14 protein-coding genes are annotated in these 21492 nt (G+C 61.3%); all 14 read left to right on the forward strand.

Annotated features, from left to right (window positions below; translation table 11 throughout):
* Positions 1-76 precede the first annotated feature (76 nt).
* On the forward strand, positions 77-3769 hold the full coding sequence (locus A7K61_RS12585; RefSeq protein ID WP_069557678.1) for a hypothetical protein: 3693 nt from the start codon (positions 77-79) through the stop codon (positions 3767-3769).
* Between the two features lie 196 nt (positions 3770-3965).
* Positions 3966-4979 (forward strand): alpha/beta fold hydrolase, encoded by a 1014-nt coding sequence (locus tag A7K61_RS12590; protein ID WP_069557679.1) that lies wholly within the window; start codon positions 3966-3968, stop codon positions 4977-4979.
* Positions 4980-5004: 25 nt separating this feature from the next.
* Positions 5005-5958 (forward strand): D-2-hydroxyacid dehydrogenase family protein, encoded by a 954-nt coding sequence (locus A7K61_RS12595; RefSeq protein WP_069557680.1) that lies wholly within the window; start codon positions 5005-5007, stop codon positions 5956-5958.
* A gap of 455 nt (positions 5959-6413) precedes the next feature.
* Positions 6414-7970, forward strand: coding sequence for a glycogen synthase GlgA (gene glgA, locus A7K61_RS12600; protein ID WP_078467083.1), 1557 nt, complete (start codon positions 6414-6416; stop codon positions 7968-7970).
* Between the two features lie 31 nt (positions 7971-8001).
* Entirely contained in the window at positions 8002-9747 is a 1746-nt protein-coding gene (gene treZ / locus A7K61_RS12605) for a malto-oligosyltrehalose trehalohydrolase (RefSeq protein ID WP_069557681.1), read from the forward strand.
* The gene (malQ, locus tag A7K61_RS12610) at positions 9744-11828 is read left to right on the forward strand and encodes a 4-alpha-glucanotransferase (RefSeq protein ID WP_069557682.1); all 2085 of its coding nucleotides are present in this window, start codon (positions 9744-9746) and stop codon (positions 11826-11828) included. Before treZ ends, malQ begins: the two co-directional genes overlap by 4 nt.
* Complete coding sequence (locus A7K61_RS12615; RefSeq protein WP_069557683.1) at positions 11825-14575, forward strand: malto-oligosyltrehalose synthase; 2751 nt, start codon at positions 11825-11827, stop codon at positions 14573-14575. Before malQ ends, A7K61_RS12615 begins: the two co-directional genes overlap by 4 nt.
* Positions 14576-14598: 23 nt before the next feature.
* Complete coding sequence (locus A7K61_RS12620) at positions 14599-14868, forward strand: DUF2934 domain-containing protein (protein ID WP_003191595.1); 270 nt, start codon at positions 14599-14601, stop codon at positions 14866-14868.
* Positions 14869-14989: 121 nt separating this feature from the next.
* Complete coding sequence (gene glgX, locus A7K61_RS12625) at positions 14990-17149, forward strand: glycogen debranching protein GlgX (protein ID WP_044274203.1); 2160 nt, start codon at positions 14990-14992, stop codon at positions 17147-17149.
* Position 17150: 1 nt separating this feature from the next.
* Positions 17151-18149: an acyl-CoA dehydrogenase family protein gene (locus A7K61_RS12630; RefSeq protein ID WP_047710991.1), complete on the forward strand. Its 999-nt coding sequence runs from the start codon at positions 17151-17153 to the stop codon at positions 18147-18149.
* A complete protein-coding gene (locus A7K61_RS12635) occupies positions 18146-18904 on the forward strand; it encodes a PIG-L deacetylase family protein (RefSeq protein WP_047710992.1) in 759 nt (252 codons plus the stop codon). Before A7K61_RS12630 ends, A7K61_RS12635 begins: the two co-directional genes overlap by 4 nt.
* Entirely contained in the window at positions 18901-19500 is a 600-nt protein-coding gene (locus A7K61_RS12640) for an SAM-dependent methyltransferase (protein ID WP_069557684.1), read from the forward strand. Before A7K61_RS12635 ends, A7K61_RS12640 begins: the two co-directional genes overlap by 4 nt.
* Positions 19497-20156, forward strand: a complete 660-nt coding sequence (locus A7K61_RS12645; protein WP_069557685.1) for a glycosyltransferase family 2 protein — start codon at positions 19497-19499, stop codon at positions 20154-20156. Before A7K61_RS12640 ends, A7K61_RS12645 begins: the two co-directional genes overlap by 4 nt.
* Before the next feature lie 484 nt (positions 20157-20640).
* Positions 20641-21402 carry a PIG-L deacetylase family protein gene (locus tag A7K61_RS12650; protein WP_044272987.1) on the forward strand — a complete coding sequence of 254 codons (762 nt, stop codon included), beginning with the start codon at positions 20641-20643 and terminating at the stop codon, positions 21400-21402.
* The last annotated feature ends 90 nt before the right edge of the window (positions 21403-21492 follow it).

Below are 21492 nucleotides of genomic sequence, written 5' to 3' on the forward strand. Positions count from 1 at the left end.
AAACGACAACACGGTACGTCCCCTTCCCGAACTCCTTGCTGATGTAGGGGTTGGTATACGCAGCCTCGAAAACCGTTTGTTGATTACCTTCGAGAGCTGGACCCAGAAGCAAGTCGGCGATACTTACGAATGGTATATGGGAGATCGGCGTTTTCCGGTCTCCTGGGGGGAAATTTTTGCTGGTCAGGAAACGCAGACACGCTACCAACTGTCGGTACTACGCGAGCATGTACCGTTAGGTAGTGTGTTCCCCTGCTATGGCCTGGTCAGGCGTAGCGGGTCTGGCACTGAAATCACATCGGAGGAACAAACCTGGTTTTTGAAAGATACCCGGCCAGGTGGCGTGGATCAGGACCCAGGCCTCCCCTACCATTCGGCGCTGGTCCTTCACCTGCCTGAGGACCTGAGTGGCCCAGATGCCGAACTCGACAGCGACCGCGCAAAAGAGGGTGTGCTCATTCCCATTGATCACTACCCAGAAGCATTTGTAGGCGACACCATCGAGTTGTATTGGAACGGCCATTTGGTGGAGCTGTCGTTGGACGCAGATCAGGCTGAGGGACTCACGCCTATCGAGGTGTTTGTCCCGCCGGATGTCATCACCTTGGGCGGTAGCGGCCTGCTGAGTATCCGATTCCGGATCTATGACTTGGTGCTGAACTTCTCAGGGGAAGTGCAGCAGTGGTCTGAGGTCGTAAACCTGAAAAGTAACCTGGATCCAAACGCATTCATGCGCCCCCACTTCTTGGTGGATGGAGTAGACAATAATAACGTCGATTTCGATCAGTACGCACAGAGTCACTTCGAACTCGAAGTGATTGTGCCCACACGACTCTCGAATGGCGCCCCAACGCCAGCAGGCGCTCAGATCGTAGCCACCATCGAGGGCACACGCGCAGATAAAACGAAAGTCACCCTCACATTGCCAGCGTTTGCCGCCCGGCCCGGGCGTTCGGCATATACCACCGTCGAGAACAGCATCCTCGAAGACCTGATCAACGGCTCGATGAGAATTTCCTACAAGCTGCAATTCCCGTTGGGCACTGAGATTGGCTATTCCGCAGGTCTGTCTGTCACAGTTTTTGGTACTGTTTCCAACATGCCTGCGGTTGAAATCGAGGAAAACGAAGGCGGCTTGATCGATCCGGCCGCGCCTTACCTCAAAGTCAACTTCCCGGTCTTCATGCCTTACAATCCGAACTATCCCGTCACCTTACGCTTTGAGGCGCACCAACCCGGCGGCGGCCTGGTGTTTTATGAACAAACCCAGCAGGCGGGTGCCCCACCACCGCCCACACGCTTTCGGATTGTGACACCCGCAAATTTCGCACAGTTCGTCGGGCTCGGGCCGATCGACGTCTTTTATCGCGTCAACGATGGTGTGAACACGATACAGGAAGCCGATGTGCTGACGGTGCGTGAATCCGAGCACCTGATAGTAGAAATAGGCGAACGTCGCGCCGACCTGCCCGCGCCGCAGATTGAAGGCGTAGATGAAAATGACAACCTCAATCCGGCCGATGTAATCTTCCAGGCCAATGTCACTCTGCCCTATGCCTTTCTACCAGGTGACACTGTCGTGTGGCGCTGGGTAGGCTCTGGTGCAGAGGGCAGCACGGGCGACACAATTAACGTTGTTGTAAGAGGAGAGATTTCGTTTCCGGTAGATCGCAAGTATGTCGACTTGAATAACAACGGCGTCATTCGCTTGAGCTATTCCCTCATACGCAGCGGCCAAACACTGCGCTCTGAGACACTTGACGTAACAGTGGGTAAAGCAATAGGTGTACTGCCGAGGCCGGAAGTGCTTGAAGCCTCACGACACCCAGACCAACTAAGGCCGGAGGCCGCAACAACCGGAGCGACGATTGAAGTATCGTTCCTGAACATGTCGCCCAGTGACCGTATCATGGCACTGTTCAGTGGCATACCGGGCATTGGCACTTATGAAGACACTCAGGATGGCAACACCTCAAGAACGTTGCACTTTGACGTACCGCGCGAAGTGGTAGGCGCTAACGTTCTTTCCGAAGGTCGCTTGATTACCGTGCAGTACTTTGTGCTGCGTGGCACACGGAAAATACCGTCGCCCATACTGGATCTGCTGTTACTGCCCCTGACCACCCTACCGATCCCCACCATCGAAGGGCATGATAGCCCGGTACTGGTGGTTTCCCAGCTCACTGGCCAGGAGCGCACCCTGATCTATAGCTGGCTCTTCATTCACCGGTTTCAGCGGATATGGATGAGATATGAAGGTATCTACGACGATGACACGACTTACATTGAGGATACCTACAGCCAGAACCTAGTAACGCCTGAGGGCGAGAGTCTGGGCATCATGCCTCCCACGCCGCCGGATCTGCGCAAGCTCAAGGATGGATCGACGCTGACCATCGATTTCTGGGCCAGTTTTGATCGTAGTACCAACAAAACCAATGCAGTGCACTTCCGTCAACGCACGTACACCATTCAGGCACTATCAGGAGATTTGCCGCACCCCTTTATCAATGGCACCACCGATACCGGGCCGAATGTGACAGTCGACCCGCTGCCAATTGAACACAATACGACGGTGACCGTACGCTATACCGGTATGAGTGGCCGAGATTTCATCACGCTTGTATTGACTTTTTCCGACGGCAGCAGTCATTCGGCTGGTCTGCCTGGGTTGGATGGCGGCACCGTGGTGTTCAATCTCACCGCCGATAAAGTCTTGCATCGCAGCGTGTACAGTACGGTATGCCTGACATATTCCGTGGCGCGCACAGGCGTGCCTGATCCGATTCCGTCACAGGTGCAGACGGTTTGGGTCAATGCAATTCCGGCGGCAGACTTACCGCAGACACTCGTCAACAATGTCAACGACGGAGACACGCTGGACCTGGCGAGTTTTGCTGGCGACGCCAAGGGGTCAGTAAGTAAATGGCCTTTGAGCGATGAAGATCAACTGACGTGGATGGTGTTGAGCGCTGAGGGAATTGAAGATTTAACCGTGTTCGAGGGCAAGGCGATTAACGCCACGGAGGCTGCGAATGGATTGAAAGATCAAGCAGTGCTGCGTAGTTGGTTGGCCAGGGTGCCGAATAACAGCCAGATCACGGTCAAATTCTGGGCGGCTTATAACCGCATTAACGACAAAAGCCGTGCAGTGGCTTTCCCCAGCACCCAATACACCCTTGCTCTCGGTAATACACTTATCGTCTGGCCAGACAGAATCAGGCACAGTTCGTATATGTATAGGTTGGGAGATTACCCCAACATTGTCGCTACCAGCACGTCACGCAATACGACACAAGTGAACGTATCAGGCGGCACCGCGCCCTATCGTTTCTCGTCCAGTAAAAGTAATGTGGCCGCTGTCGATGCAAATGGAGCGGTCTCAACACGGGGTAATGGGGTAGCGATTATCAGCATTACCGACTCGTCAAGTCCGCCACAGGTCAGGACAGTTACTGCCTCGATTGAAAACGTGATCTGGGTTTACAACAATGGCTCGGGAACGTTCGATCAAATGTTTAACAGTGCCGTTGATAGAAACATGTCATTGCCTTATCTTGAGCAACAAAAGTTAATGCAAGAGCAGTATGCTGGTCGTTGGCCAATGGCAAATAATTACTATTGGTCGCGCTCACGTCAGCGTGAAGAATTTGGGATTGAGTTCTTTTGGACGACCAATCTGGCCTCGGGGGTAACGGCATGGTTCGCCAATGTTCCCAGCAATACTTTTAATGCGGTAGCTATAGACCAGTTTAAATACGAAGATTAGCCGGAGTGATGAAAAGGGACGAATCTATTCTATTTATGGGTTCGTCCCTAGCCCCGATAAATTCCGGGAGCATTAAAGCAGTTACGCCTCAAAGCGGACGCCAACGACTTGCCCGTCCACAGCCCTGCTGCTAGATGTTAATTTTCACTTAATCCCCTCCCGACAGCATCCGATTACTCCATTCGGAACCCCGCCCATGACTTCAGTCCGCGCCCTATCCATCGCTACCCTACTGAGCCTCAGCGCCTCCTACGTGTTCGCCTCCAGCGAAGGTCGCGTCTACGGCCCTGAACTCCAAGGCTTCCAATACCCTCACCCTCTCCAACATTTCAGCTTCCAATCCCAAGGCAAATCCCTGCAAATGGGCTACATGGACGTCCCCGCCACCGGCACTCCAAACGGTCGCAGCGTGGTGCTGATGCACGGCAAGAACTTCTGCGGTGCCACCTGGGAAGGTTCGATCAAGGCGCTGAGTGACGCCGGTTACCGCGTCATCGCCCCAGACCAGATTGGTTTTTGCTCCTCCAGCAAGCCCGACCATTACCAGTACAGCTTTCAGCAACTGGCGACCAACACCCATCAACTGCTGGAAAAGCTCGGCATTCAAAAGGCCACGGTGATCGGCCATTCCACCGGCGGCATGCTCGCCACGCGCTATGCGCTGATGTACCCCCAGCAAACCGAACAGCTTGGGCTGGTGAACCCCATCGGCCTGGAAGACTGGAAAGCCTTGGGCGTGCCTTACCAGAGCGTCGACCAGTGGTATCAGCGCGAGCTGAAGCTGAGCGCCGACGGTGTACGCAACTATGAGCGCAGCACCTATTACGGCGGGCGCTGGAAACCTGAATACGAGCGCTGGGTGGACATGCTCGCCGGCCTGAACAAAGGCCCGGGGCATCTGCAGGTTGCCTGGAACTCGGCGTTGATTTACGACATGATCTTCACCCAGCCGGTGTACTACGAGTTCAAGGACTTGCAGGTGCCCACCCTGCTGCTGATCGGCACCAGCGACACCACCGCCATCGGCAAAGATGTGGCGCCGCCGGCGGTCAAGGCCAAAATCGGTCATTACGAGGTACTGGGCAAGCAGGTGGCCAAGCTGATTCCCCGCGCCACGTTGGTGGAGTTCCCCGGCCTGGGCCATGCTCCGCAGATGGAAGAACCTGAACAGTTTCATAGAGCCCTGTTGCAGGGGTTGAAAGCCCTTTAATTTCCACTTTTCGAGGCCCGCGTGCATGTCGATACAGATCGCAGTGTTGGATGATTGGCAAAGCGTGGCCAGTGAGGTGGTGGATTGGTCGACACTGGACAGCGTAGGCAAGGTGCATTTTCTCCACGACTACCCCGCCGATACCGCCACCATGATCGAGCGTTTGAAAGGGTTCGAGGTGATTTGCCTCATGCGCGAACGCTCAACCTTCGACAAAGCCCTGCTGCAAGGGCTGCCCAAGCTCAAATTGCTGGTGACCGGCGGCATGCGCAATGCCGCCATCGACCTTCCCGCAGCCAAGGCCCTGGGCATCCAGGTGTGCGGCACCGACAGTTATAAGCACGCCGCCCCGGAACTGACCTGGGCCTTGATCATGGCCTCGACGCGCAACCTGCTCGCCGAAGCCAACTCGCTGCGCGCAGGTGGATGGCAGGTCGGCCTGGGCGGCGACCTGCATGGCAAGACCCTGGGCATTCTGGGGTTGGGCAGTATTGGCCAGAAAGTCGCAAAGTTCGCCCAGGTGTTTGGCATGCGGGTGATTGCGTGGAGTGAGAACCTCACGCCTGAGCGTGCGGCGGAATCTGGGGTGACCTGGGTCAGCAAGCGCGAGCTGTTTGAGCAGGCGGATATCCTGACCATCCACCTGGTGCTCAGCGAGCGCAGCCGTGGCCTGGTGGATGCGCAAGCCTTGGCCTGGATGAAACCCAGCGCGCGGCTGGTGAACACCGCGCGCGGGCCGATTGTGGATGAGCAGGCGCTGGTGCACGCGTTACGCAGCGGTCGCCTGGCCGGGGCGGCGCTGGATGTGTTTGCCGAGGAACCGCTGCCGGCTGACCACCCGTTTCGCCGCTTGCCCAATGTGCTGGCAACGCCACACGTGGGGTATGTGAGCGAGCAGAATTACCGGCAGTTCTATCAGCAGATGATCGACGATATTCAGGCTTGGGCCAATGGTGTGCCCATTCGCGGGCTCGGCTGACGCACCATTAAAGTGCAATCTTGGTGGCTCGCGAAAAACGCCGACGATAACGCGGGCATTCTGGTTTTACGCGGCGCTCTCTGGTTTTTCGCGAGCGAGCTCGCTCCTACAGGGGCAGGGTGGCATATCGTTAAAAGTTTTTTGTCCTACAAAATCTGCATGAAAACCCAGCAGGCGCTGGGATCTGTCCTAGACTCATGACCGATGGGTCCGTTCCAAAACAAAAACCCCGCAAAAAATCTAAACTTTCGAAACCTGCCGCTGGTCAAGTTTTAGGTAAGGGCGAGCACGCGCGCTTCAGGCCGAATGCCCGCTCATCCAATCTTTTTAAGCCGACGTTACAACTGGCATACGCCTTGCCAGCTTGTATAGCGCTTGTGTGCCTGGCCGCAGGATGCGGCCACTCGGAGCCGATGGCAGCGGGCCATTAGCCAACCAACAGATGGGAGTGCATTATGATCAGTGCCGCAGTAGATACTCAGGGAGAGCGTTTTAGTCAGCCGGCAGGAGGGCCTAAGTCTTTGGCCGACCTGCCCAACACTGTGCGGCCGGTCGTGAGTCAGAATCCGAATCGAAAGAAAGTCTTGTTTGTCACCTCCGAGTTTGCGGACCTGGTGAAAACCGGTGGCCTGGGCGACGTCTCCGCTGCCCTGCCCCGCGCCATGGCGCACCTGCATGATGTGCGGGTGCTGATCCCGGGTTACCCGCAAGTGATGGAAAGCGACAACCCGATTCATATCGTCGGTGAACTGGGCGGCCACGCTGCGTTGCCACCGTGCAAGATCGGGCGCATGGACCTTGCGGATGGCCTGGTCATCTATGTGCTGATCTGCCCCGAACTGTATGAGCGCGAAGGCACGCCATACGGCGCCAACAACGGCCGCGACTGGCCGGACAACCATATTCGCTTCGCCCGCCTGGGCCTGGCCGCCGCCGACATGGCCGCCAACCTCGCGCAAATCCACTGGTGCCCAGACCTGGTGCACGCCCATGACTGGCCTGCGGGCCTGGCTCCGGCGTACATGCACTGGCGTGGGTCACGCACGCCCACCCTGTTCACCATTCATAACCTGGCCTACCAGGGCGTGGTCAGCCTGGCCTCGACGCCAGAGCTGGGCATTCCGCCCCACGCCTTGCAGCAAGAAGGCATGGAGTTCTACGGCAAGATGTCGTTTCTCAAGGCGGGGATGGCGTATTCCAGCCATATCACCACCGTGAGCGCCACTTACGCCCAGGAGATCACCACCCCGGAATTCGGGTGTGGCCTGGACGGTTTCCTTGCCAGCAAGACTCAACAGGGGCTGCTCAGCGGCATTCCCAACGGTATCGACGAAAGCTGGGAAACCTCCACCGACACGCACCTGATCCACAACTTCAATATCGGCGACTGGGAAGGCAAGGCCATCAACGCCGCCCATGTGCGCGAGCTGTTTGAGCTGCAGCCATCCAGTGGCCCGCTGTTCGCGGTGGTCTCGCGCCTGGTCTACCAGAAAGGCCTGGACCTCACCGAAGCCGTCGCCAGTTTCATCGTCGAAAACGGCGGCCAGATTGCGATAATCGGCCGTGGCGAACCGGAAGAAGAGCAGGCCATGCGCGAATTGGCACTGCGCTTCCCAGGCCAGGTGGGCGTACGCATCGGCTTCAATGAGACCGATGCGCGCCGCATGTTCGCCGGCAGCGATTTCCTGCTGATGCCGTCACGCTATGAGCCGTGCGGTCTGAGCCAGATGTATGCGCAACGCTTCGGCTCTTTGCCAGTGGCGCGTAACACCGGCGGGCTGGCGGACACCATTGAGGATGGCGTCACCGGCTTCCTGTTCAATGAATCCACCGTGCAAAGCTACGAAGAGGCGCTGCGCCGCGCCTTCAAGGTGTTTGCCTTCCCCGGTCTGCTCAATGCCATGCGCAGCCGTGCCATGACCCAGCCGTTCAACTGGTGCCAGGCCGTGGAACCCTACGCCGAACTCTACGAACAACTGGTGGCCAAGGCCCTGGGGAAATCGAACAAATAGCGATTGGAACAACTAAGGGAGGTCTTCATAGATGCCGTTACGGACTCTGGAAACCTGGCCCCACGGCGCAATCATGCTGGACGCGCACCGCACGCGCTTTGCGTTATGGGCGCCAGACGCATTTTATGTCAGCGTTGAATTGGAACAGGGTAAAACCATCGTCATGCTGCCCCAGGCCGGTGGTTGGTTCGAAGTCGAAGTCGCGTGCCCTGCCGGCACGCTCTACCGCTTTAATATCGATGGCGAAAACACGGTACCCGACCCTGCTTCCAGGGCCCAGGCGCTGGATGTGCATGGCTGGAGCCGAGTAGTCGACCCCCTCGCCTATGAATGGCGCCACAGCCAGTGGCAAGGCCGCCCCTGGCACACGGCGATCATCTACGAGCTTCACGTCGGTGCCATGGGCGGCTACGCTGGCGTCGAGAAACACCTGCCGCGCCTGGCCGAGCTGGGCGTCACCGCGATTGAATTGATGCCTCTGGCGCAATTTCCCGGCGAGCGCAATTGGGGCTATGACGGCGTACTGCCCTACGCGCCCCACGCCACCTACGGCACGCCCGAGCAACTCAAGCAACTGATCGACAGTGCCCATGGCCACGGCTTGGCGGTGATCCTTGATGTGGTCTACAACCACTTCGGCCCCGATGGCAATTACCTGGGCCAGTACGCCCAGGGTTTCTTTCAGGAGGACGTGCACACGCCCTGGGGCGCCGGCATTGATTTTGAACGCCGTGAGGTGCGGGATTTCTTCCTCGATAACGCCCTGATGTGGCTGCTCGAATACCGCTTCGACGGCCTGCGCCTGGATGCCGTTCACGCCATCGACAACCCCGGGTTTCTGCAAGAGCTGGCGCAACGGGTACGCCAGCAGGTGGACGGCGGGCGCCACGTGTGGCTGATGCTGGAAAACGAGCTGAACCAGGCCAGCCTGTTGCAGCACGATTTCGACGCGCAATGGAATGATGACTTTCATAACGTGCTGCACGTGCTGCTCACCGATGAAACCGACGCCTATTACAGCGACTTTGCCGAACAGCCCACCGCCAAGCTGGCGCGCTGCCTGGCCGAGGGGTTCATCTACCAGGGCGAGACCACACGCCATGGGCATGCCCGCGGCGAACCCAGTGCGGATTTGCCCCCCAGCGCCTTCGTGGCGTTCCTGCAAAACCACGACCAGGTCGGCAACCGCGCCCTGGGCGAACGCCTGCACCAGCTGTGTTCGCCCCAGGCACTGAGCGCCGCGACCACCCTACTGTTGCTGTGCCCCATGATCCCGATGTTGTTCATGGGCGACGAGGTGAATGCCGCCGAGCCGTTCCTGTTTTTCACCGACCATCATGGCGAACTGGCCGAGGCGGTGCGTGAGGGGCGGCGCAATGAATTTGCCGACTTCGCGGCGTTTCACGACCCCGAGCAACGCCAGCGCATCCCCGACCCCAACGCGCTGCAAACCTTTTTACAGTCGGTGCCTTCCTTCGTCGAGAACGACCACACCCAGCTCTACCGCCACCTGCTGAGCCTGCGTCACGTGCACGTGGTGCCGCACTTGCCCGGCACCGTCGCCCTGGGCGCGCAGGTGCTGGCTGACCATGCCATCACCGCGCGCTGGCGCCTGGGCAACGGCCGTGTGCTGCAGATCGACCTGAACCTGAGTGAACAGCCCCTGGATCATCCGGCACCCCACCCGATTATTTTCCAAACGCCTGCCCTGCAAGGTGCGCACTTACCGCCCTTGAGCGCACGCGTTTGCTTATCCCCTGTTGGAGACATTCTTTGAGCGAAGCGAACCTGGAAATTCTCGCCAGCCGCGCGGGCCTGGCCGTCGATTGGATCGATGCCAACGGTCGCCCGCAACATGTAAAGCCTGATGCCCTGCGTGCCGTCCTCAAAGGGCTGGGGCACCCGGCCGACAGCGATGCCGAGATCGACGCGAGCCTGCTGCAACTTGAGCAGGCGCAGCAGGACCGGCACCTGCCGCCCTTGATGACCACCGACAGCGGTGCGGGCCTGGACCTGGCACGCTATTTCGCCCCGGACACCCCGTGTCGCGTCAGCCTGGAAGGCGGCGAAACCCTGGAGCTGCGCCTGGACGGCGAGGCCGTATTGCCCGGCGTGATTGCCCTCGGCTACCACCAGGTGCATATCGACGGACAAACCTTCACCCTGGCCGTCGCACCCAGCCACTGCTACAGCGTGGCCGACGCGGTCGACAGCCAACCCGCTCGCGCCTGGGGCCTGAGCGCCCAACTCTATGCCTTGCGCCGCCTGGGCGATGGCGGTTTTGGCGACACCCTGGCCCTGGAGCACCTGGTGCGTTCCGCCGCCGAGCGCGGCGCCGCCGCCGTGGCAATCAGCCCGATGCACGCGATGTTCAGCGCCGACACTGAGCGTTTCAGCCCCTATTCACCCTCCAGCCGCCTGTTTCTCAACAGCCTGTATGCTTCGCCGGCGTGCATCCTCGGTGAACGTGAGGTGCGCAACGCCATCGAAGCTGCCGGGTTGGCTGAGGAGTTGCATGCCCTGGAACAGCTCACGCTGATCGACTGGCCGGCCGCCGCCAAAGCCAAGCAACGCCTGCTGCGCACACTGTATGAAGACTTCCGCCACGGCGCGCATCCCCAGCATGCCGACTTTCAAAGCTTCCGCCAGGCCGGCGGCGAAGCCCTGGAAAACCACTGCCGCTTCGAAGCCATACAGGCCCAGCGTGCCGCCGTGGGTGAGGACCTGGACTGGCGCCAATGGCCCGAAGCCTGGCGTACGCCACAGAGCCCGGCCCTGACGCAGTTCGCTGAGGACAACCGCGACGAAATCGGCTATTTCGCCTTCACCCAATGGCTGATTGCCCGCAGCCTTGAGCGCGCACAACAGGCCGCCCGTGGCAGCGGCATGGGCATCGGCCTGATCGCCGACCTGGCGGTGGGCGCCGACGGCGGCGGCAGCCAGGCCTGGAGTCGCCAGGATGAACTGCTGGCCGACCTCACCGTCGGCGCGCCACCGGACATTCTCAACCGCGCAGGCCAAGGCTGGGGCATCTCTGCCTTTTCCCCTGAGGGCCTCAAGCGCAATGGCTATCGCGCCTTTATCGAAATGCTGCGGGCCAACTTCGCCCATGCCGGCGGCTTGCGCATCGACCATGTGATGGGCCTGCAACGCCTGTGGGTGATCCCCCTGGGCGCATCACCCCGCGAAGGTGCCTACTTGTATTACCCGGTGGACGACCTGCTGCGTTTGCTCGCCCTGGAATCGCACCGACACCAGGCCATCGTCCTCGGTGAAGACCTGGGCACCGTGCCCGACGGCCTGCGCGAGAAGCTCAGCGCCCGCTCGATCCTGGGCATGCGGGTGCTGCTGTTCGAACAGAACCATGACGGCCAGTTCAAGCCCATCCTCGATTGGCCCGACAACGCCTTGGCCACCACCAGTACCCACGACTTGCCGACCCTCAATGGCTGGTGGCACAGCCGCGATATCGAATGGAATATCCAGTTGGGCCTGATCGATGCGCCCACCGTAGACCAATGGAGCGAACACCGCCTGCGCGAACGCCAGGCACTGCGCCAAGCCTTGAGCCAGGCCCCGCAGAACTTCATCGACGAGATCCGCAACGACACCGACCATATGATCGACGCCAGCGTGCGCTACCTGGGCCACACCCGCGCGCCCCTGGTGTTGTTGCCCCTGGAAGATGCGTTGGGCATCGAGGAGCAAGCCAACCTGCCGGGCACCCTCGACACCCACCCCAATTGGCGCCGACGCTTGCCCGGCGAAGCCGCCAGCCTGCTCGACAATGACAGCGCCGCGCGTCGCCTCGAACTGCTGGCCGTGGCGCGCAACCAAGCCTATGAGCGTGACCGATGAACGCACTGCCCCTGCGCGCCACCCAGCGCCTGCAATTTCATAAAGGTTTTACCCTCGATGACGCGGTGCCACTGGTGCCGTACTTTGCCCAACTGGGCATCAGCCACCTGTATGCTTCACCACTGTTAAGCGCCCGCGCCGGCTCCATGCACGGCTACGATGTGGTCGACCCGACCCGCGTCAACCCGGAACTGGGGGGCGAAGCGGCGTTGCGTCGCCTGGTCGCCGCGCTGCGTGAGCACGACATGGGGTTGATCCTCGATATCGTCTCCAACCATATGGCCGTGGGCGGCGCGGATAACCCTTGGTGGCTGGACCTGCTGGAATGGGGCCGCCTGAGCCCCTACAGCGAGTTCTTCGACATCCAGTGGCACTCCCCCGACCCGCTGCTCAAGGGCCAGTTGCTGATGCCCTTCCTCGGCAGCGATTACGGCGAAGCCTTGCAAAACGGCACGCTGGCGCTCAAGTTCGATGCCGCCCAGGGGAGTTTCTACGTCGAGCATTACGAACACCGTTTTCCGATTTGCCCCAGGGACTACGGCTTGATTCTGGGTAGCGACGAGTTACTCAAATCGCTGGCCGAACGTTTCGCCGCCCTCGCCTATCAGCACGACGCCTACGCCGGAGCCACCGAGCTCAAACAAGCCCTGGCCGAACGCGCCAGCGAGCTGCGACCCGCTATTGAACAACGCCTGATCGCATTCGACAGTCGCCAGCCCGACGGTTTCGAGCGCCTGCATCACCTGCTCGAACAACAGACCTATCGCCTGGCCAGTTGGCGCACAGCCGCAGACGACATCAACTGGCGGCGTTTTTTCGACGTCAATGAGCTCGGCGGCCTGCGGGTCGAACGCGCGGCGGTGTTCGAAGCCACCCATGGCAAGATTTTCGAGCTGATCAGCGCGGGGCTGGTCGACGGGCTGCGCATCGACCATATCGATGGCCTGGCCGACCCGCGTGGCTATTGCCGCAAATTGCGCCGCCGCGTAGACGCGCTGTCACCTCAACGCCACTTGCCCATCTTTGTTGAAAAGATCCTTGGCGAAGGTGAAACCCTGCGTGAAGACTGGCAGGTGGATGGCACCACCGGCTACGAGTTCATGAACCAGTTGTCATTACTGCAACACCATCCCGAAGGTTTTGCACCGCTGGCGCAGATGTGGACGCGTTACAGCGAACGGCCTTCAGCCTTCGGCGAAGAAGCGCGGCTGGCGCGCCAGCAGATCCTCAATGGTTCGTTGGGCGGCGACTTCGAAAGCGTGGCCCAGGCCCTGCTGCAAGTGGCCCGCGATGACGTAATGACCCGCGATCTGACCCTGGGCGCCATTCGCCGTGCCTTGCAGGAACTGATTGTGCATTTCCCGGTGTACCGCACCTATATCAGCGCCAAGGGCCGCAGTGCGGACGATGACAAGGTGTTCCAGCAGGCCATGGAGGGTGCGCGCAGCACCCTCAACGAGGGCGACTGGCCGGTGCTCGACCACCTAGAGCAATGGCTCGGTGGCCAGCCATGGCGCAATCGCCCGGTGGGCCGCGCGCGCAAGATGCTCAAGCATGCCTGCGTGCGCTTCCAGCAACTGACCTCGCCAGCTGCCGCCAAGGCCGTGGAAGACACCGCGTTTTATCGTTCGGCGGTGCTGTTGTCGCGTAACGATGTGGGTTTCAGTACCGAGCAATTCAGTGCGCCGTTGGCCGATTTCCATGCAGCCAATCAACAGCGCCTGAAGACTTTCCCTGGCAACCTGCTGGCCACCGCTACCCATGACCACAAACGCGGCGAAGACACCCGTGCGCGCCTGGCGGTGCTCAGCGAGTGTGCCCCCTGGTATGCCGAACAGGTCGAGCACTGGCGCCGCCTGGCAGAGCCTTTGCGCGAGAGCGCCGAGAGCCCCTCGGCGGGTGATGAGCTGATTCTTTATCAGGTGCTGCTGGGCAGTTGGCCGCTGGAACCCAACCCCGATCTGGAGGCGTACCAACAACGCCTGTGGCAGTGGCAGCAAAAAGCCCTGCGCGAGGCCAAGTTGCAGAGCAGTTGGAGCGCGCCCAACGACGCGTATGAACAGGCGGTGGACGGGTTCCTCAAGCGCCTGCTGCTCAGTGAGGCCGGTGCGCCGCTGCGCAGTGCCCTGGACAGCGCGGCCCAGGCCATCGCCCCCGCCGGCGCCCTGAATGGGCTGGCGCAAACCTTGCTTCATCTGACCGTGCCGGGTGTGCCGGATATTTACCAGGGCGATGAGTTCTGGGACTTCAGCCTGGTCGACCCGGACAACCGTCGCCCGGTGGACTTCGCTGCGCGGCAACGTGCATTGCAGGCACCACCGGACATCGGCGAACTGTTGTTCAACTGGCGCGACGGGCGTATCAAACAGGCATTGATCGCCCAGGTGCTGGGCCTGCGTAAAGCCTGCCCCGAACTGCTGCGCCATGGCAGCTACACACCGCTGGAAGTGCTGGGCCAGCACGCGGAACGCGTCGTTGCGTTCTACCGTGAACATCAGGGCAGGCAGTTGCTAGTGGTGGTGCCGCGCTGGTCTTATCCTCTGCTTGAAAACGGGATGTTTCCCCAGATCAATGCGCAGGTTTGGGGCGATACGCGGGTGAAATTACCGTTCGCCGCCCCTGCACAAAACTGGAAGGGACTTTTTCAAACGGGCGTAGTCACACCCAACAAGGAGCTGTTGATCAGCGCTGCCCTGGGGGATCTCCCGGTCAATGTCTTTATCAATCCTGATAATCAAGAAAGCTGAAAATTTTCTGTGAGGAGTTTGTGATGAGTAAAGAAGACAAACGCATTCGCGAACTGGCGCATCAGATCTGGGAGTCTGAAGGCAAGCCCGATGGCGCCCATGATCGCCACTGGGAGATGGCGCGCAAGCTGGCCGAAGCCGAGGCGCTGACGCCAAGCAAGCCCAAACCGGCCGCCAAGCCAAAAACCGCGCCCAAGGCTGCGGCCAAGCCCAAGCCGGCTGCGCCTGCCGCCGCCAAGCCTGCGGCAAAGAAACCCGCCGCGCCGAAGAAGCCCAAACCGCCCGCCCCATGATTTCTCGGGCCTGCAGCACGCAATGCGCGCTGCAGGCCCTTTTCCGTCCATGCCATGCGCTGAGGCACCGTCAGTAAGGCGGCGTTCGGCCCGAAAAAAGACCCCTTGCAGGAGCAACTCGATGAGCAAGCCCGACAACACCACAGCGACGCCGGTTCACGAGCCGTCGCGGATCCGTGAAGGTTTGCCCTTCCCCCTCGGCGCCACCTGGGATGGCCTGGGTGTGAACTTTGCACTGTTTTCCGCCAACGCCACCAAAGTGGAGCTGTGCCTGTTCGACGATACCGGCGAGGTTGAGCTGGAACGCATCGAACTGCCCGAATACACCGACGAAATCTTTCATGGCTACCTGCCCGATGCTCACCCTGGGCTGATCTACGGCTACCGCGTATACGGCCCGTATGACCCGGCCAATGGTCACCGTTTCAACCACAACAAGCTGCTGATCGACCCCTACGCCAAGCAACTGGTGGGCGAACTCAAATGGTCCGAAGCGCTGTTTGGCTACACCATCGGCCACCCGGACGACGACCTCAGTTTCGATGAACGCGACAGTGCGCCCTTCGTGCCCAAGTGCAAGGTCATCGACCCGGCGCACACCTGGGGCAACGACCAACCGGTACGGGTGCCGTGGGACCGCACGATCATCTACGAAACCCACCTGCGCGGCATCAGCATGCGCCATCCTTCTGTCGGCGAGTCAGTGCGAGGGACCTGCGCCGGCTTGATGGAAGATGACGTACTCAAGCACATCCGTCAGTTGGGCATTTCCTCGGTCGAGCTGTTGCCCGTGCATGCCTTCGTCAACGACCAGCATCTGCTGGAAAAAGGCATGACCAACTACTGGGGCTACAACAGCATCGCGTTCTTCGCCCCCGACCCGCGCTACCTGGCCAGCGGCAAGATCGCCGAGTTCAAGGAGATGGTCGCGCACCTGCACGAGCAAAAGCTGGAAGTGATTCTGGACGTGGTCTATAACCACACCGCCGAAGGCAACGAGCGCGGCCCGACCCTGTCCATGCGTGGCATCGACAACGCCTCTTACTATCGGCTGATGCCCGACGACAAGCGTTTCTACATCAACGATTCCGGCACCGGCAACACCCTGGACTTGAGCCACCCGTGCGTGCTGCAAATGGTCACCGACTCCCTGCGTTACTGGGCCACCGAGATGCACGTGGACGGCTTCCGCTTTGACCTGGCGACCATCCTCGGGCGCTACCGCGACGGCTTCGATGAGCGTCACAGCTTCCTCGTGGCTTGCCGCCAGGACCCGATTCTGCGCCAGTTGAAACTCATCGCCGAGCCCTGGGACTGCGGCCCCGGCGGCTACCAAGTGGGCAACTTCCCGCCCGGCTGGGTGGAATGGAACGACCGTTTCCGCGACACCGTGCGGGCGTTCTGGAAAGGCGACGACGGCCAACTCGCCGACTTCGCCGGGCGCATGACCGCCTCGGGCGAGATGTTCAACCACCGTGGGCGCAGGCCGTACAGCTCGGTGAACTTCATCACCGCCCACGACGGCTTCACCTTGCACGACCTGGTGTCGTACAACGACAAACACAACGAGGCCAACGACGAAAACAACCAGGACGGCAGCAATAACAACCTGTCCTGGAACCACGGTGTCGAAGGCCCTACCGACGACCCGGAGATCAACGCGCTGCGCCTGCGCCAGATGCGCAACTTCTTCGCCACCCTGTTGCTGGCCCAGGGCACGCCGATGATCGTCGCCGGGGACGAGTTCGCTCGCACTCAGCACGGCAACAACAACGCCTATTGCCAGGACAGCGAAATCGGCTGGGTCAACTGGGACCTGGACGATGACGGCAAGGCCCTGCTCAAGTTCGTCAAGCGCCTGATCAAGTTGCGCCTGGCGTACCCGATCCTGCGGCGTGGGCGCTTCCTGGTGGGCGACTACAACGAAGACATCGGTGTGAAGGACGTCACCTGGCTGGCGCCGGATGGCAACGAGATGACTACCGAGCAATGGGAAGACAGCCAGGGCCGCTGCCTGGGCATGCTGATGGATGGCCGCGCCCAGGAAACCGGGATTCGCCGCGCCGGGGCCGACGCCACCTTGCTGCTGGTGGTCAACGCCCATCACGACCTGGTCAATTTCCGCCTGCCGCCGGTACCGGAGGGTGAGTTCTGGACCTGCCTGCTCGACACCAACGACCCGGCTGTGCGTGGCCAGGAGCGCTTTGATTTCGAGCACGAGTACGCGGTCACCGGTCGCTCGCTGCTGCTGTTTGAACTGCAGCACGAAGGCGAGGTGTGAAATGGCCTTGCACGGTTTCCTTCGGGGCTACCGGGGCTATGCCGACACGCAAGCCCTGGGCAATGCGCTGAGGGCCCTTCAAGAGGAAGGCCTTGACCAACTGCCGTTGCCGGGCAGCGGCGATACCCTGGCCCGCTTGAGCCAATTGGCTCAGGTGGCCGGGCATGACCTGCGCCTGTGCAAGTTGTTCGAAGGCCATACCGATGCGCTGGCGATCCTTGCCGAACTCGACAGCCCCTTGCCGCCGCTGGGCAGCACCTGGGGCATGTGGGCGGCCGAGCCGCCGACCGCCAAGGTGCGCGTGCGCCGCGACGGCCAGCGATTGCTGATCGAGGGGCGCAAAGCCTGGTGTTCCGGTGCGGCGGTGCTCAGCCATGGCTTGTTGACGGCCTGGGACGAAGAGGACCGCCAGCAACTGGTGGCCGTGGCGATGGATCAGCCCGGCATCACGGTGACGGATGAAGGTTGGAAGGCGGTGGGCATGGCGGCGACCGGTAGTGTCGACATCCTGTTCAGCGCCGCCAGGGGGATTGCCGTGGGTGGCCCGGGCGACTATCTGTCCCGCCCGGGCTTCTGGCACGGCGGCATTGGCATCGCCGCGTGCTGGTACGGCGCGGCGCAACGCCTGGGCGAAGTGCTACGCGCCCAGTGTGCCACGCGTTCGGAGCCCCATGCGCTAGCCCACCTCGGCGCCGTCGACAGCGCCCTGAACAGCGCCGCCTGCGTGTTACGCGCCAGCGCCGCGCAGATCGACCGCCAGCCACGCGCCGATGCGCGGCAACTGGCGCAACAGACGCGCGCGTGTATCGAAGATACGGTGGAGCAAGTGATCCACCATGTGGGCCGTGCGGTCGGCGCCGGGCCGTATTGCAAGGACCCGCACTTTGCCCAGTTGATGGCGGATTTGCCGGTGTATGTGCGGCAAAGCCATGCCGAACGCGACTTGGCCGCTTTGGGCGAACACGTCGCTGGCGAGCCCTCAGGGAGATGGGCGCTATGAAGCCCAACCCGATTGTTGGCCAGGGCACACCGTTGAGCCACTGGCAAAACTCTGAACGGCTGGCGGAGTTGCCACACATCAGCGTGGCGCAGTTGGTGCCGCCAGGGCATCGAGCGGTGATCGTCGCCCCGCACCCGGATGATGAAGTGCTGGGCAGCGGCGGCTTGCTGCAAGGGTTGGCTGCATTGGATCGCCCCATCCAGTTGATCTCCGTCACCGACGGCAGCGCCAGCCACCCTGGCTCCCGGCGCTGGCCGGTGGAGCGCTTGAGCGTGGTGCGCCCGCAGGAATCAGCCCAGGCCCTGCACCGCCTTGGCTTGCCGCTGCACAGTTTGAAATGGTTGCGCGGCGGGTTTGCCGACAGCCATGTGGCCGAGCGCGAAACCCAGCTGTGCGAGTTTATCCAGCGCCACCTCAAGCCCAACGACGTGGTGTTCGCCACGTGGTGCGAGGATGGCCATTGCGATCATGAAGCCGTGGGCCGCGCCAGCGCCAAGGCCGCCAAGGCCGTCGGCGCAGTGTTGTGTGAACTGCCGGTATGGACCTGGCACTGGGCCACCGCCCAAGACCACAAAGTGCCCTGGCATCGGGCGCGCAAAATCCCGCTGACCGCCGAGCAAGTGGCACGCAAACGCCATGCGATCCACGCCTTTGCCAGCCAATTGGAGGGCGACCCGCAAATCGGCCTGCCTCCAGTGCTGGCGCCCTATGTGGTGGAACGCTTGCTGCAACCTTTTGAAATGGTGTTCGTATGAGTGTGGCAACCCCCTACTTCGACCAATTGTTTGCCGGCAATGACGACCCCTGGGCTTTTCGCCAACGCTGGTACGAACAACGCAAGCGCGCCCTGACCTTGGCCATGCTGACACGGCCGCGCTATGCGTCGATATTCGAACCGGGCTGTGCCAATGGCGAACTGAGTGCCGAGCTGGCGCCACGTTGCGACCGCCTGCTGTGTTGCGACACCGCCAGCGCTGCGGTGCGGCTGGCACACGCGCGGCTGGAGCGTTTTGCTCATGCCCGCGTGGAGCAGCGCCGCCTGCCGGAGCAATGGCCCAGCGGGCAGTTCGAACTGATCGTATTGAGTGAGCTTTGTTACTACCTTGATGCAGATGATTTTAATCGCCTGCTCGACCGCGCCCTCGCCGCCTTGACCGCTGATGGGCAACTCCTGGCCTGCCACTGGCGAGCGCCCATTGACGGTTGCCCGCAAACCGCCGAACAAGTGCACGCCGTGCTGCAACAGCGTCTGGGTGGAGCACCGTTGGTGCAGTACCAGGACCCGGACTTCCTGCTCGACCTGTGGAGCCTCGACGGCACCTCGGTCGCTCGCCACGAGGGCTTACGATGATCGGTATTCTGATCCCGGCACATAACGAAGAAGCCTGGTTGGAGGATTGCCTGAGGGCTGCGCGGATCGCCGCCGACCACCCGGGCTTGCTGGGTGAAGCGGTACACATCCTGGTGGTGCTCGACAGCTGCAGCGATGCCAGCGCGGCGATTGCCCAGGCCCACCAGGTGCATTGCCTGCACGTGCAGGCTCGCAATGTGGGGCATGCCCGCGGCGTGGGTGCACGGTACTTGCTGGAGCAAGGCGCGCGGTGGATTTCCTGTACCGACGCCGACAGCCGCGTCGCCCCTGACTGGCTGGTGGCCCAACTGGCTCAAGGTTGTGACGCGGTGTGCGGCACAGTCACCGTAGACGCCTGGAGCGAAGGCTTCGACCCGGCGGCGCAGATCCGCTACCACCAGGCCTACCAGGCCCACGACGGGCATCGGCATATCCACGGTGCCAACCTGGGCGTGAGTGCCCGCGCCTATGTAGAGGCCGGAGGGTTTGAACCGCTGGAATGCCACGAGGATGTACAGCTGGTGCGTGATCTGGAGCGTTGCGGCGCCTCCATCGCCTGGAGCCGTGCACCGCAAGTGGTGACCAGTGCGCGCTTGGATTGCCGGGCTGAGGGTGGGTTTGGGGACTATTTGAAGAGCTTGATGCGGGCTGGGTGAAAACAGAAAAGCGTTTAACCGCAGGATCCTGGGGCGTCAGGGAGATAGGCGCCGGCCGTCAGTCCGCCACGGGAGCAAGCTCCCTCGCCACCAGTCCAGCGTCACACCAAAGTTGTGTAGATACCTATGGCCATCGCAGGCAAGCCAGCTCCCACAGGGGTGTCTGCCAGGCGCTAATTTTTTGGGCAACACATGACCTGTGTGGGAGCTGGCTTGCCTGCGAAGACGGCGGCCCAGCCAACATTGATGGTAAATGACCCACCGCTTTCGCGAGCAAGCCCGCTCCCACAGCTGGATCGTGAGACGGCAGGCTAATCGTCGACTGTTATGTGGCATCGCATCCAAAGTTGTGCAGACACCCATGCCTGTCTATGCTCCTAACGCCTCGCACAGCACTCACCCCAGCGGAGCCTGGGGTGAAGACAAGAGCGTCGTCCCGTCAACGGGGTACGACCCGGTATCAACCGACAAGGATGTGACACCCATGAAGCCTGCCTCCTTAAGCGAAGGCCGCCGCGGCCCCGCGCAAATCTGGAACAGTGCGCCGCAGTTGGCGCAAACCCCCATCATCTCCGTGAACACCCTGGTACCGCGCGGTGCTCGCGTGGTGGTGATCGCCCCGCACCCGGGCGATGAAGTGCTGGCATGCGGCGGTTTGCTGCAACTGCTCAGCACCCAGGAGCATCCACTGCAATTGATCTCCATCACCGATGGCAGCGCCAGCCATCCCGGCTCGCAAGTATGGCCGGCCAGCCGCTTGAGCGTGGTGCGCCCCCAGGAAAGCGCCGAGGCCCTGCGCAGATTGGGCATGCCCTTGCACAGCCTGAAATGGATTCGTGGCGGGTTTTGTGATGACGCCCTGGCCGCCCGTGAACAGCCGATGAGCCAATTCATCGCGCGCTACCTGCAACCCGGCGACGTGGTGTTTACCACCTGGCGCAACGACGGCAATGACGACCACGATGCCGTTGGCCGCGCGAGTGCCAAGGCGTGCAGCCTGGTGGGTGCGCAGTTGTATGAACTGCCGGTCTGGGCTTGGCACTGGCCAGCACGGGAAAGCGCGGTAATGCCCTGGCAACGTGCACGCAAGGTCCGCCTGGACACCTGGACCGTCGCACGCAAGCTGCACGCCGCCCACGCCTACGCCAGCCAGTTGGTGGGCGACCCGCAGATCGGCTTACCGCCGATGCTCGCGCAAATATTGCTGGAACGCATGCGCGAGCCCTACGAAATCCTGTTCACCTGAACACCCCCTTTAGGAGCGAGCTTGCTCGCGAAAAACCTCAACGATAATGCGTGCTTGCTGAATAAACGCGGCGCCAGTGAGTCTTTCGCG

Source organism: Pseudomonas sp. AP42 (genome assembly GCF_001728935.1).
Classification (GTDB): domain Bacteria; phylum Pseudomonadota; class Gammaproteobacteria; order Pseudomonadales; family Pseudomonadaceae; genus Aquipseudomonas; species Aquipseudomonas lactis.